This is a genomic window from Ruminococcus intestinalis, assembly GCF_014288065.1.
GTDB classification, from domain to species: Bacteria; Bacillota; Clostridia; order Oscillospirales; family Acutalibacteraceae; genus Ruminococcoides; species Ruminococcoides intestinale_A.
Map to the genome: position 1 here is coordinate 240055 of NZ_JACOPS010000001.1, position 12527 is coordinate 252581.

At 38.0% G+C, this 12527-nt stretch carries 15 protein-coding genes; 10 read left to right on the top strand and 5 right to left on the bottom strand.

Features of this window, described 5'->3' with window-relative positions; translation table 11 throughout:
* Positions 1-155: 155 nt before the first annotated feature.
* The 4 genes from H8R91_RS01155 to ylxM form a co-directional block, all read right to left on the bottom strand.
* Positions 156-389, bottom strand: coding sequence for a KH domain-containing protein (locus H8R91_RS01155; RefSeq protein WP_022235346.1), 234 nt, complete (start codon positions 387-389; stop codon positions 156-158).
* Positions 390-412: 23 nt separating this feature from the next.
* Positions 413-658, bottom strand: coding sequence for a 30S ribosomal protein S16 (gene rpsP, locus H8R91_RS01160; RefSeq protein ID WP_022235347.1), 246 nt, complete (start codon positions 656-658; stop codon positions 413-415).
* A 63-nt stretch (positions 659-721) separates the two neighbouring features.
* Complete coding sequence (ffh, locus tag H8R91_RS01165) at positions 722-2098, bottom strand: signal recognition particle protein (RefSeq protein ID WP_186934551.1); 1377 nt, start codon at positions 2096-2098, stop codon at positions 722-724.
* Positions 2099-2110: 12 nt separating this feature from the next.
* Positions 2111-2461, bottom strand: coding sequence for a YlxM family DNA-binding protein (gene ylxM, locus H8R91_RS01170; protein WP_186934552.1), 351 nt, complete (start codon positions 2459-2461; stop codon positions 2111-2113).
* A gap of 307 nt (positions 2462-2768) precedes the next feature.
* Between ylxM and H8R91_RS01175 the strand changes: the two genes are divergently transcribed.
* Genes H8R91_RS01175 through H8R91_RS01215 form a run of 9 tightly spaced genes read left to right on the top strand, consistent with a single transcriptional unit; the run spans position 2769 to position 10088 of the window.
* Positions 2769-3704, top strand: coding sequence for a PhoH family protein (locus tag H8R91_RS01175; protein WP_022235350.1), 936 nt, complete (start codon positions 2769-2771; stop codon positions 3702-3704).
* 58 nt (positions 3705-3762) lie between these two features.
* A complete protein-coding gene (gene ybeY, locus H8R91_RS01180) occupies positions 3763-4275 on the top strand; it encodes an rRNA maturation RNase YbeY (protein WP_022235351.1) in 513 nt (170 codons plus the stop codon).
* Between the two features lie 7 nt (positions 4276-4282).
* A complete protein-coding gene (locus tag H8R91_RS01185) occupies positions 4283-4783 on the top strand; it encodes a diacylglycerol kinase family protein (RefSeq protein ID WP_022235352.1) in 501 nt (166 codons plus the stop codon).
* Positions 4784-4824: 41 nt separating this feature from the next.
* Complete coding sequence (era, locus tag H8R91_RS01190) at positions 4825-5733, top strand: GTPase Era (RefSeq protein WP_022235353.1); 909 nt, start codon at positions 4825-4827, stop codon at positions 5731-5733.
* Between the two features lie 53 nt (positions 5734-5786).
* Complete coding sequence (locus H8R91_RS01195) at positions 5787-6218, top strand: GNAT family N-acetyltransferase (RefSeq protein WP_243237712.1); 432 nt, start codon at positions 5787-5789, stop codon at positions 6216-6218.
* 58 nt (positions 6219-6276) lie between these two features.
* Positions 6277-6450: a hypothetical protein gene (locus H8R91_RS01200; protein ID WP_022235354.1), complete on the top strand. Its 174-nt coding sequence runs from the start codon at positions 6277-6279 to the stop codon at positions 6448-6450.
* On the top strand, positions 6401-7144 hold the full coding sequence (recO, locus tag H8R91_RS01205; protein WP_186934554.1) for a DNA repair protein RecO: 744 nt from the start codon (positions 6401-6403) through the stop codon (positions 7142-7144). Before H8R91_RS01200 ends, recO begins: the two co-directional genes overlap by 50 nt.
* A 15-nt stretch (positions 7145-7159) precedes the next feature.
* A complete protein-coding gene (locus tag H8R91_RS01210; RefSeq protein WP_186934555.1) occupies positions 7160-9520 on the top strand; it encodes an endonuclease MutS2 in 2361 nt (786 codons plus the stop codon).
* Positions 9521-9551: 31 nt separating this feature from the next.
* Positions 9552-10088, top strand: a complete 537-nt coding sequence (locus tag H8R91_RS01215; protein ID WP_186934556.1) for a hypothetical protein — start codon at positions 9552-9554, stop codon at positions 10086-10088.
* Between the two features lie 82 nt (positions 10089-10170).
* Here H8R91_RS01215 and H8R91_RS01220 read toward each other — a convergent pair whose 3' ends face one another.
* Positions 10171-11820: a DUF1653 domain-containing protein gene (locus H8R91_RS01220; protein WP_186934557.1), complete on the bottom strand. Its 1650-nt coding sequence runs from the start codon at positions 11818-11820 to the stop codon at positions 10171-10173.
* Between the two features lie 171 nt (positions 11821-11991).
* Here H8R91_RS01220 and H8R91_RS01225 point away from each other — a divergent pair, with 171 nt between their 5' ends.
* Positions 11992-12474 carry a hypothetical protein gene (locus H8R91_RS01225; RefSeq protein ID WP_186934558.1) on the top strand — a complete coding sequence of 161 codons (483 nt, stop codon included), beginning with the start codon at positions 11992-11994 and terminating at the stop codon, positions 12472-12474.
* The last annotated feature ends 53 nt before the right edge of the window (positions 12475-12527 follow it).

Consider the following 12527-nt stretch of genomic DNA (forward strand, 5'->3'; position numbering starts at 1 on the left):
CTCTGCCCAAACCCGCAAGCCTTTAAAAAGGCTTGACCTAAATTTTTAAATTATTCAGTTTAAGCTGTGAGCTAAACCAGAATTTACTACGACTTTTAATAAACAACAAAAAATAAAACCTCCGACAAAAGCCGAAGGTTTTAAAGTTTTAGTTATCAGTCGATTTCAACCATAATCTTTTCTTCGTAACGGATAGCTGCGCTGCGAGCAATTGTGCGGATAGCTTTGGCAATTCTGCCCTGCTTACCGATAATTCTGCCCATATCAGCCTCTGCTACAGAGATGTGATATACGATTGTGCCGTCCTCATTTGGTTCATCGGCAGTAACCTTTACAGCAGACGGATCATCAACAAGACCCTGTGCTATTACAGTAAGTAATTCCTGCATTTTGGTTTCCCTTTCGTGACTGATTATTCAATAATGCCGTTCTTCTTAAGAAGAGCCTTAACTGTATCAGTTGGCTGAGCACCGTTAGCAATCCACTTCTTAACAGCTTCTGCGTCAACATTGAACTCTGATGGCTTCTTAAGAATATCGTATGTGCCGATTTCTTCAATGAAACGACCGTTTCTTGGATATCTTGAATCTGCTACTACTACTCTGTAAAAAGGTGCTTTCTTTGAACCCATTCTTCTAAGTCTGATTTTAACTGCCATTTTCTTTACCTCCGTAAATGTTATAAATCTATATTCACCAAATTTTATTTGGTTGAATGTGTGTTAGTTTTTTGGAAGATTGCTCATAGGCATTCCGCCAAGACCCGGGAGCTTTTTCATTTTTCTTTTTTTGCCGCCCTTAGTGCCTTTTGTTTTGTTTTTAAGTTGTTTCATCATCTTTTGCATTTGCTCAAGCTGTTTGATAAGTCTGTTGACTTCTTCAACACTTCTGCCTGAACCGGCTGCAATTCTTCTTTTTCTTGAAGGATTGAGCAGGGAAGGATTTGATCTTTCTTCAGGTGTCATCGAAAGTATGATAGCCTGTGTCCAGTCAATCTGTCTGTCATCAATATTTATGTTGTCAAGCTGATTTGCAATGCCGGGGATTTTTGCCAAAATACCTTTTAAAGGGCCCATCTTTTTGATTTGAGCAAACTGATCGTTAAGATCATTAAAGTCGAACTTATTGCTCATCATCTTTTTAGCCATTTCTTCGGCTTTGTCCTGATCAATCTTGTTTTGAGCGTCTTCAATAAGGGTAAGAACATCACCCATACCGAGAATACGGCTTGCCATACGATCAGGATGGAATACTTCAATATCTTCAAGTTTTTCGCCCGTACCTGCAAATTTAATAGGCTTGCCTGTTACGGCCTTTACAGAAAGTGCTGCACCGCCACGGGTATCACCGTCGAGTTTTGTAAGAATTACACCTGAAATCTCAAGCTTTTCGTTAAATGATTTTGCAACATTAACCGCATCCTGACCTGTCATTGAGTCGATAACGAGTAAAATCTCGTTAGGCTCAACTTCAGCCTTTACATTCTTAAGCTCATCCATAAGCTCTTCGTCAATGTGCAAACGACCTGCGGTATCAAGAATAACAACATCATTGCCGTAGTCTTTGGCGTTTCTGATTGCCTCTTTGGCTGTTTTTACAGGATTTTGAGTACCTTTTTCAAATACAGGCACACCTGCTTTTGCACCTACTACCTTTAACTGGTCAATAGCTGCAGGTCTGTATATATCGCAGGCAACGAGCAAAGGTCTGTGATTTTGATTTTTAAGCATAAGAGCAAGTTTGGCTGCGTGGGTAGTTTTACCTGAACCCTGCAAACCGCAGAGCATAATAACTGTAGGTGGTTTTGACGCAAATTCAATTCTTGCATTGTCGCCTCCCATAAGTTCGGTAAGTTCTTCATTTACGATTTTTACAACCATCTGTCCAGGAGTAAGGCTTTCCATTACATCCTGACCAACGGCTCTTTCTGTGATTTTTGCGGTAAGTTCTTTAGCTACTTTGTAGTTTACATCAGCCTCGAGCAAAGCAAGTCTGACTTCTCGCATAGCTTCCTTAACATCGTTCTCTGAAAGCTTACCTTTATTCTTTAATTTTTTGAAAGCATTACTTAGCTTTTCTGAAAGTCCTTCAAAAGCCATAAATACACTCCTTTATTCTTTGAGTGTGCCTGCCGTTCGATTGATTTCGAGTGCAAGCTTTTTTGTTATGTCATCAGCAGAGCTTTTATAAATCTGTTCCGAAAGAGATGCAATTTTGTCAAGTCCGTTCTCAAGCTGAACAAATCTTTTAAAAAGCCCGAGCTTTTCTTCGAGTTCAAAAAGCTTTTCTTCACTGCGTTTTATACTGTCACGCACACCCTGACGGGTAATGCCTGTCTGCGCAGCAATCTCTGCAAGCGACAAATCTTCGTTGTAATACAGGTCAATTGCCTGTCTGCATGACGGTTTAAGCAATTCACCGTAGAAATCAAAAAGTAAGGATACTTCTACATTTTTTTCCATAATAAATGCTCCCGCCGATTCAAACTGTGTTCAGGTGTAAAGCTGTTTTCTTTACACTTGTGTTATTATATACTATAAAATACTTTTTGTCAAGTAATTATCAAATATAACTAATTGTAAAAAGTGAAAAAATACAAATAATGCATAAATACCGACTTGTATATTCGTCAAATCTAACAAAATTTAATTTTTTAGTAAAAAAAGCTATATTTAATAAGTTTTTTTATAAATATTGTGTTATAATTTAAATATAAATTTTGTTTATCGAGGGTTTGATTTTACGGAACAAATAATAAGCATTGACAGAATGGAAAATGCCGTTGCACTTTTTGGCAGTTTTGACGAAAATATTAAACTGATTGAAAAAGAATTTACGGTAAAGGTTGTCAGTCGTGACAGCGAGCTTAAAATAGACGGAGAAGCTGAAAATGTATCTAAAGCCGGTAAGGTAATAGACAGCCTTTTACAGCTTATCAACAGAGGAGAAGCGCTTTCCGAGCAGAATGTACGCTATTGTATTTCGCTCGTCAACGAAGGCAGCGAAGATAAGATTGAACAGCTTGCGGGCGACTGTATTTGTATTACTTCAAAAGGTAAACCGATTAAACCTAAAACCATAGGTCAGAAAAAATATTGTACAACTATTGCGAATAACACAATAACTATAGGTGTAGGACCTGCCGGTACAGGTAAGACTTACCTTGCAGTTGCTATGGCAGTAACGGCTTTTCGCAGTAAGATTGTAAACAGAATTATTCTTACAAGACCTGCGGTTGAGGCGGGTGAGAAGTTGGGATTTTTGCCCGGCGATTTGCAAAGCAAAGTTGACCCGTACTTAAGACCTTTATATGACGCTTTGTTTGATATGCTCGGTGCCGAAACCTATCAAAAGTATGTCGAGCGTGGCAATATTGAGGTTGCGCCTCTTGCTTATATGCGAGGCAGAACTCTTGATGACAGCTTTATAATTCTTGATGAGGCGCAGAACACCACTTGCGAGCAGATGAAGATGTTTTTAACAAGACTCGGCTTTAACTCAAAAATGGTAATCACAGGTGATATTACCCAGATCGACTTACCGAGGGGTGCTAAAAGCGGTCTTAAGGATTGTATAAAAATCCTTAAAAATATTGACGGCATAGGTTGCTGCCGCTTTGACGAAAAAGATGTTGTGCGTCATAAACTTGTTCAGGATATTATTAAAGCCTATGCAAAGTATGAGAACACGAGAGATCGTGACTGATAAACAAATTTAATTTATTTTAATAAATTGAAAAATAATACGGAAGGATTTGAGCAAAATGCCAGATAACAAAATCAGAGTAGTAATCACAAACAAACAAAAAGCTGTTAAAATTCCAACAGGTATCCGAATGCTTGTAAGACGCTGCTGTAACGCCGTATTAAAACTTGAAAAATTTGAAGGACCGGCTGAAATCAGCGTAACATTTGTTGATAATGCACAGATTAAGGAGCTTAACAAGCAGTACAGAGATAAGGATATTGAAACAGATGTGCTTTCTTTCCCAATGGGTGAAAACGGTGTGTATGACAAAGATATTGAAACAGGCGCACAGATTCTCGGCGATGTTGTAATTTCTATGGAAAAAGCAAGAGATCAGGCAGAGCTTTACGGCCACAGTTTCCAGCGTGAGGTTGGTTATCTTACAGCACACAGCGTACTTCATCTTCTCGGTTATGACCATATTGATAATATGGAGAGAGTTCGTATGCGCGAGAAAGAGGAGCTTATTATGGAACAGCTCGGACTTCCCGCATCTTCAAGCTACATAGTTGATGACGATATGGCTTGATTAAACTATGAAGAAACAGATTTTCGGTTTTAAATGTGCGTTTAAAGGAATTATAAGAACAATAAACAGCGAGTCGCATATGAGATTTCATATTGTGGCAGGAATTTATGTTATGCTGTTTTCAATGTTTTATTCCTTTTCGCCTACGCAATACGCTGTACTTGTTTTGCTGATAACTTCGGTTATGGCGCTTGAAACGGTCAATACCTGCGTAGAGGATTTGTGCGGTCTTGTTGCCGACAGATACGAACCTCTTGTTAAGTTTGCCAAGGATGCGGCTGCCGGAGCAGTGCTTACAGTTGCGTTGGGTGCGGCAGTGATTGCGTGTATATTTTTTCTTGATTTTAATGTAATTAACACTATATTTACCTTTTTTGCCGAAAATTTGCTTTACCTTATATTTCTTTTGATTTCTGCGGTGATTTCAGCGTTTTTTGTTGTGCTTGGTCCTGTGGGAATTAAAGAAAAATTTATAAAATTAAAAAACAGACATTTAACAAAGGGGTAATGCATTTTGCTTGCCCCTGATTTTTTAAAACGGAGAAATTTATGAATACAAATGATAAATCAGCTTTTATTGCCATAGTCGGCAGACCGAATGTCGGTAAAAGTTCAATACTAAACAGACTTCTCGGCACGAAAATTGCAATTGTGTCAAGCAAACCACAGACTACAAGAAACAGAATTACAGGTGTTCTTACAGAGGGCGAGTATCAGCTTGTTTTCTTTGATACACCGGGTATGCACAAGCCGAAAAATTCACTTGGCAAGTATATGGTTCGTTCCGTAAACGAGTCTGTCGGAGGCGTTGACTGCTGTATGCTCGTTGTTGAGGCGGATAAAAGCCCCGTACAGACCGAACTTGACTTTATTGATAAATTTAAGGCTCTCGGTATGCCCGCAATCCTTGTTATCAATAAAATTGATATGATTAAGGATAAAGAAATATTGATGAAACAAATTCTTGAGTACAGCAAACTCTATGATTTTGAGGCTATTGTACCTGTCAGCGCAAGTGACGGCAACGGTATGAACGAATTGCTTGAAGAGCTTAAAAAGCAGGCAAGCGAGGGAGGCCATTTCTTTGAAGACGATACCCTTACAGACCAACCTGAAAGAGTTATTGCCTCTGAAATTATCAGAGAGAAAATCTTAAGACTTTGCAATGCCGAAATTCCGCACGGTACAGCCGTTGTTATTGAAAAGATGAAAACAAGGGAGAACGGCATACTCGACATTGACGCTACAATTTTCTGCGAAAAAGAGTCGCATAAGCGTATTCTTATCGGTAAAAACGGTGCAATGCTCAAAAAAATCAGCACCTTTGCAAGACAGGATATGGAAAGATTTTTTGATTGCAAAGTATTTTTGCAGGTGTGGATAAAAGTAAAAGAAGATTGGCGTAACCGTGCCCAGCTTTTGCAGAACTTTGGCTTTGACGAAAGTAATTTTGACTGATGAGCATATATATAAAATTAGCGGATTTTGCAGATTGCCAAAAAATTTGTGATATGCAAAGAATAGCTTTTTATGATATTTTAACAAGGTATCGTGATTATGATACAAATCCTGCTTGTGAAACGGTGGAAGTAATACAGAACAAATTTCGGCAACCTTTTACAAAATATTATTTTATTATGAAAGATGAAGAAATAATAGGTGCTGTAAGGATTGTTGAAATTGATAAAAGCACAAGGCGAATTTCACCTTTGTTTATACTTCCGCAATTTCAAAATTACGGTTATGCACAGCTTGCTATGAAGTGCATTGAGAAAGCTTATAAAAATATCAGTTGCTTTACACTTGATACCATAAAGCAAGAGAAAAAATTGTGCTATTTATATGAAAAGCTCGGATATTTGAGAACAGGCAAAGAAGAACAGCTGCATGATAATATGACTATTGTTTTTTATGAGAAAAAATTCCAAAAAACACAGTTGTAATAATTTTCATAATATAAATTCGTTCATTTGTGAAACACTACAATCGGAGGTGTTTTTTATGGATGAATGGTATATGTGGAATGCATTTTTTACAACGGGCAATGTGCTCGATTATTTAAGGTATAAAAGTATTCAGGATACCAAAGATTTGGGCGCAGATACAATTCTCAGGGAGGAAACCGATGAAATTCCAGACGATGGGGCTGATAGTGAAAGAGCAAAATATAGGTGAACAGGATAAACTCGTTCACGCTCTGACCGCAACCAACGGCATTATCAAGGCTTTTGTCCGTGGCGCTAAAAATATTAAAAATCAAAAGTGTGCGGCGACCTCCTTACTCACATACTCCCGACTTACCGTGTATAAAGGTCGGGAGAGCTACATAATCGGTGATGCGATTCCCGAAAGGATTTTTTCAAAACTTAGGGGAGATGTTGTAAAAACTTGCCTTGCGCAGTATTTTTGCGAGCTTGCAATTACAATTTGTCCCCGTGAGCAAAATTCGGAGGAATTTTTGAAATTAATTTTAAATTCCTTATATCTTTTGTCGGAAAATAAGCGTTCGCCACAGCTTATTAAGCCGTGCCTTGAAATGCGCCTTGCAAGTCTTGCGGGATATATGCCTGACCTTAGAATGTGCAGAGTTTGCGGCGAATATTTGTGTGACAATATGCTTTTTCTTCCCAAAAGCGGTACTATTGAATGTGCGGATTGTCACCGTGAAAACGGAGATATGAAGATTTTGCTAAACCGTTCATCTCTTACGGCTTTAAGGCATACTGTTTATGCCGATGACAATAAACTTTTTTCTTTTGCATTACCTGAAAGCGACCTTGATGTACTTAACGAGGCGAGCGAAAATTATTTAAAATATATGTTTGAAAAGGATTTTTCAACGCTTAATTTTTATAAAACTATAAGTTAATTTAGGTATGATTATATGAACAGACATTATAAAACTCTTGAACTTGACAAGATTTTAAAATTACTTGCGGATCAGACAAGTATTGATGACGCTAAAGAAATGGCGTTGTCGCTTGAACCGCAGTTTGAACTTGAAAAAGTTAAAAAATTGTTAAAACAAACCGATGATGCGGTTGTTTTAAGCGGAAAATACGGAACACCGTCATTCGGCGGTGCAAAAAATTGTGCAAATGCATTACGCAGAGCAGAGGCGGGCGGCTGTCTTTCTACAGGCGAGCTTTTACAGATTGCCGAAACGCTTAGAATTATCCGTTCCGTAAAGGAATGGCATTCAAAATTTGCATCTACGGAAACTACACTGGACGGATATTTCAGCGGTCTTGTGTCGAATAAATTTCTTGAAGAGAAAATTACAAACGCTATTATAAGCGAGGACGAAATTTCCGATAAAGCAAGTTCAACGCTTGCGGATATACGCAGAAAAATTCGTACAGCATCCTCAAAGGCAAGAGAAGTGCTTGATAAAATTATTCACAGCACACAATATCTTAAGTATTTGCAGGACGCTATCGTAACTCAGCGTGACGGCAGATATGTTGTGCCTGTAAGAAGTGAATGCAGGGGCAATGTTCCGGGACTTGTGCACGATACTTCAGCAAGCGGTGCTACGGTATTTATTGAACCGATGGGCGTTGTGCAGGCAAATAATGATATTAAACTTTTGCGTTCAAAAGAAGAGGACGAAATCGAGAGAATTTTGTTTGAACTTTCGGCGAATGCAGGAGATTTTGCAGATGCAATTATAGCAAGTTATAAAAATCTCGCTATTCTTAATTTTGTATTTGCAAAGGCAAACCTCGCATATAATATGAGAGCTTCAATGCCGATTATGAATGACAGGGGCATTGTGGATTTAAAACAGGCAAGACACCCGATTATAGACAAAGACAAGGTTGTACCTGTTGATATTGTTCTCGGAAAGAATTTTGATACGCTTGTAATCACAGGCCCTAATACAGGCGGTAAGACCGTTACATTAAAAACTCTCGGTTTGCTCACACTTATGGCTATGTGCGGACTTCTTGTGCCGTGCGCAGACAACAGCGAGCTTTCGGTATTCCGCAGGGTGCTTGTAGATATAGGCGATGAGCAGAGTATTGAGCAGTCGCTGTCAACATTCTCGGCGCATATGACTAATATTATTCAGATTATCAAACTTGCAAATTCAGGCTCGCTTGTGCTGATAGATGAACTCGGTGCAGGTACCGACCCTGTCGAGGGTGCGGCGCTTGCAATTTCAATTCTTGAAAAATTAAGGGATAAGCATGCAAAAATTGCAAGTACAACCCATTATGCGGAATTAAAGGAATTTGCTTTGCGTACCGAGGGCGTAGAAAATGCTTGCTGTGAATTTGATGTTACAACTTTAAGACCAACATACAGACTTTTGATTGGCGTGCCCGGTAAGAGTAACGCTTTTGCAATCACCAAAAGGCTCGGTATGGATGATGAAATTGTTGAGAGAGCAAAAGAGCTTGTTTCAAGCGAAAGCCGACAGTTTGAAGATGTTGTCGGTACTCTTGAAAAACGCAGACAAAGCCTTGAAAAGCAGATTGAAAACGCAAACCGCCTTACCGCAAAAGCAAACACAGAAAAGCAAAAGGCGGAAAATGAAATTCGCAGAGCAAAAGAGAATGCCGAGCGAGAAATTGAGAGAGCAAAGCAGGAGGCTCAGCGTATTATTTCAAGAACGAGGGCGCAGGCTGACGCTTTGGTGGAAGAACTTGATAAGGCGAGAAAAGCAAAGGATATGTCTGCCGAGGCTCGAGCAAAGCTCAAGAAAAACCTCAATACAATGGAAACAAATGCCGACCCAGTTGTTAAGAAACAGGCGGAGGGCGAAAAATACAAATTGCCAAGACCGCTCAAGGTGGGCGACAGTGTGCTTATTTTTGACATTGACAAAAACGCGACCGTACTTGCGCCGCCGACAAAGGACGGAATGGTACTTGTGCAGGCAGGCATTATAAAAACAAGAGTTAAGATTGATAATCTCAGACTTATAAAAGAGAAAAAGCAACAGCCGCCGCAGTATTCGGCAAAGAGAAATGTGCATAGTACGCTTGATGTTCGCCCGACTACGGAAGTGGATGTTCGTGGCGAAACCGCCTTTGACGCAATTATGATTGTTGATAAGGCAATCGACAATGCGGTGCTTATGAATATTAACCAACTTACTATTATTCACGGCAAGGGTACAGGCGTATTAAGAAGAGAAATTCAATCATTCCTTAGAACTCATAAAGCCGTCAAAAGTTTTAGACTCGGCGTTTTCGGCGAGGGCGAAAGCGGCGTAACTATTGTTGAGTTGAAATAAATTTTTAATTTGATTTGGAGTCAACTATACAATGAGTGATGTCAATATAAAGAAAAACGCTGGCAGAATATTATATGAATTTGGATTATTAAAAAAGCTCGAAGAACTTGGTACTGTACACATTATAGGAAGCTATCGTATGGATATGATGGCTTGGAATGATTTGGATGTAGATATTGAAAATGATTCTATGTCCCTTGAAAAATTATATAACCTTTCTGCTTTTGTTATGAATACTTTTACACCTTCGTGGTATGAGGCTAAAGAGGAGATAACAGATGAGGGCAAAAAGGTTTGGTTTCAAGGTTTTGAAACAAGTGTAACAGGCGAACTTTGGAATGTTGATTTATGGTTTTTTGACAAAGAAACCATAAATTCAGCTGAATTATATTGTGACAGCGTTGTTAAAAAAACAACTCAAATTCAAAGAAAAATTATTATTGATATAAAAAAGAAATTAATCAACAGAGGGTTATATTCTTTTGAAAAATATAACAGTATGGATGTATATAAAGCTGTAATTGAAAACAATGTGAAAAATATAACCGAATTTTTGAATTTGAAATAGCTATAAAGATTAGCTTTTATTAAAATTAAATCGGCAGATAAGCATATTTATTAGCTTATCTGCCGTTTGTTTCTTTATAATATTAATCAATCGGAGTGAATCTCTGAATTTTCTTGCCGTCTTTTTCAATGATTTCTTTGAACATATCGTAAGGCCTTACCCAAAGTCCGCCGTCATTGTAAAGCGCTTTGTAAACTACGAGTTTTTCTCCTGTTTCGCTGTGCAGAGCAGTACCGATAACTTCATATTCATTTCCCTTGAAATGTCTGTATTTACCCGGTTTTACTTCTGTGTAAAAATGCTGTTCCTCAACCTGTGCATCTGTTGATTCTGTATTTTCGACAGGTTTTGTAATTTCTTCTGTAGAATTATCAGAAAAATCAACTTTAAAGCTGCCGTCGTTTACAACCAAAATTCTTGCAGAATACGGTTTCATATAAAGATTGTAGTAACCGTTTACATCAATAACCTCGTTATCGTTTAAAACATCTGTAAGTTTTGCGTTGCAGCCTGTGTCAAAATCTATCCATTCATCATGGTCTGTAAGGTTGAATGCAACAAATACAGTCTGATTATTTGTCCATCTTTTATAAACGAGCTTTTCGTTCATAATTTTTACATTTGCAAAGTCGCCGTACTTCAAAGCCTCAAGTGCAAGTCTGATTTTGCCGAGTTTTACAATATGGTCAAACAGCTGATAGTTTGGATTCGGAATACTGTCAAGGTCAAGACAAGGACGAAGTTCGTAATCGCTGTGGTTTGTTCTCATACCCTCAATGCCGTATTCACTGCCATAGTAAATTGACGGTACACCCGGCATTGTGTACATAAGGGTATAAACATTATTAAGGTGATTTTTATCCTTTAATGAGCTTGCAATTCTGTTTACATCGTGGTTATCTACAAAGTTGTAGGTGTAAATGTTTCTGTAAATACCGCCGTTTGCAAACTGACGGTTAAGCGAATGTGCAATTTCAAAATAATTATGGTCGTTGTGGCTTGAATAAATACCCTTGTAACACTCGTAGTTTGTTGCGGAATCAAGGGTTTCACTGTTTGCCCAACGATTGTAGTCGCCGTGTGTAAGTTCGCCGTAAAGCCAAAAATCAGGCTTTTTAGATTTGCAGGTATTTCTTAATTTTTTGAAAAATTCTATGTCAATTACATCGGCAGCGTCAAGACGAAGTCCGTCAATGTCAAATTCGTCAATCCAAAATTCAGCCGCACCGAGAAGGTAGTTTACTACATCCTGATTCTGTAAATTGAGTTTAACAAGGTCATAGTGACCTGCCCAACCTTCATATGTGAACGGATCTCCTTTTGGACTTGAACCCCAAAATCCGAGATTTTGGAACCAACCGCAATACTGTGAATTTTGTAAATTCTGCTGTACATCTTTAAAAGCAAAGAAATCTCTGCCAACATGGTTAAATACACCGTCAAGAATGATTTTGATGCCGTTTTCGTGCAATGTTTTACAAATCTTTTTAAAGGATTCATTATCACCCAAACGACAGTCAACCTTTTTGTAGTCGATTGTATCGTATCCGTGAAAACTGCTTTCAAAAAGCGGATTAAAAACAATGCAGTTAATGCTCATTTTTTTAAAATGAGGAATCCAATCATAAATCTTGTCAAGTCGGTAAACAAGCTGACCGTCATTTTGTTTTGGTGCTCCGCACCAGCCGAGTGGATATATATTGTAAATTACTGATTCGTTAATATAGCTCATAAATAGGCTCCTTTCAGTTCTGTTTTGCAGGACTTTGTACAAAACTGTATTAAGTATATCACAAAATTGTCTATTGTGCAACTGAAAATTATGTGTTATAATTAATTTTACAACAATAAATTGAGGTATTCGGCACTGTGTGTTTGAATACTCGTATTTCGGAGGATATAAATGCTTAAAATTCCTGAAAATAAAACAAGAAAAAGATTCAGAATTGCACAATGTATTTTTTATGCATTATTAGTTATGTTATGTTCTATGCCGTATATTCAGGGTGCAACTACAGACGGCAAATTTTTCTCTTACTCGGTGCTTGACCTTATGTCATTTATCGGCGGTACTGCAGACGGTACTCTCGGAGATGCATTTTTGAATTATGTAATGTACACTCCTATTTTAATTATTATACCGATAATCGGATTTTTCTTTTGCCTTTTTGACAGAGAGAGAAACATAAAAAATATAGTATCTTTATTTTGTTGTGCGGCAGGCATTGTGGCCATACTTGCTATTGCAGGTGTTGCAATGAGCCTTGGTGCCATACTTTCAATTCTCATTTATCTTCTTATCTCATTTTTGACAACCATTGCTATAGTTGCACGATTTACAAAAGATTCTTCTGATGACAACAAAAAGCAGAACATAAGAAAATAATTTAAAAAAAATTACAGCCTTGATTGTATGTGAAAATACGGTCAAGGCTGTTT

Bases quoted from the DNA above. Each gene is read 5' to 3' on its own strand.
- era (WP_022235353.1), top strand. From the start codon at position 4,825: ATGAATACAAATGATAAATCAGCTTTTATTGCCATAGTCGGCAGACCG.
- H8R91_RS01225 (WP_186934558.1), top strand. From the start codon at position 11,992: ATGCTTAAAATTCCTGAAAATAAAACAAGAAAAAGATTCAGAATTGCA.
- H8R91_RS01220 (WP_186934557.1), bottom strand. From the start codon at position 11,820: ATGAGCTATATTAACGAATCAGTAATTTACAATATATATCCACTCGGC.
- H8R91_RS01215 (WP_186934556.1), top strand. From the start codon at position 9,552: ATGAGTGATGTCAATATAAAGAAAAACGCTGGCAGAATATTATATGAA.
- H8R91_RS01155 (WP_022235346.1), bottom strand. From the start codon at position 389: ATGCAGGAATTACTTACTGTAATAGCACAGGGTCTTGTTGATGATCCG.
- H8R91_RS01200 (WP_022235354.1), top strand. From the start codon at position 6,277: ATGGATGAATGGTATATGTGGAATGCATTTTTTACAACGGGCAATGTG.
- ybeY (WP_022235351.1), top strand. From the start codon at position 3,763: ATGCCAGATAACAAAATCAGAGTAGTAATCACAAACAAACAAAAAGCT.
- H8R91_RS01195 (WP_243237712.1), top strand. From the start codon at position 5,787: ATGCAAAGAATAGCTTTTTATGATATTTTAACAAGGTATCGTGATTAT.
- ffh (WP_186934551.1), bottom strand. From the start codon at position 2,098: ATGGCTTTTGAAGGACTTTCAGAAAAGCTAAGTAATGCTTTCAAAAAA.
- recO (WP_186934554.1), top strand. From the start codon at position 6,401: ATGAAATTCCAGACGATGGGGCTGATAGTGAAAGAGCAAAATATAGGT.
- H8R91_RS01210 (WP_186934555.1), top strand. From the start codon at position 7,160: ATGAACAGACATTATAAAACTCTTGAACTTGACAAGATTTTAAAATTA.
- ylxM (WP_186934552.1), bottom strand. From the start codon at position 2,461: ATGGAAAAAAATGTAGAAGTATCCTTACTTTTTGATTTCTACGGTGAA.
- H8R91_RS01175 (WP_022235350.1), top strand. From the start codon at position 2,769: ATGGAAAATGCCGTTGCACTTTTTGGCAGTTTTGACGAAAATATTAAA.
- rpsP (WP_022235347.1), bottom strand. From the start codon at position 658: ATGGCAGTTAAAATCAGACTTAGAAGAATGGGTTCAAAGAAAGCACCT.
- H8R91_RS01185 (WP_022235352.1), top strand. From the start codon at position 4,283: ATGAAGAAACAGATTTTCGGTTTTAAATGTGCGTTTAAAGGAATTATA.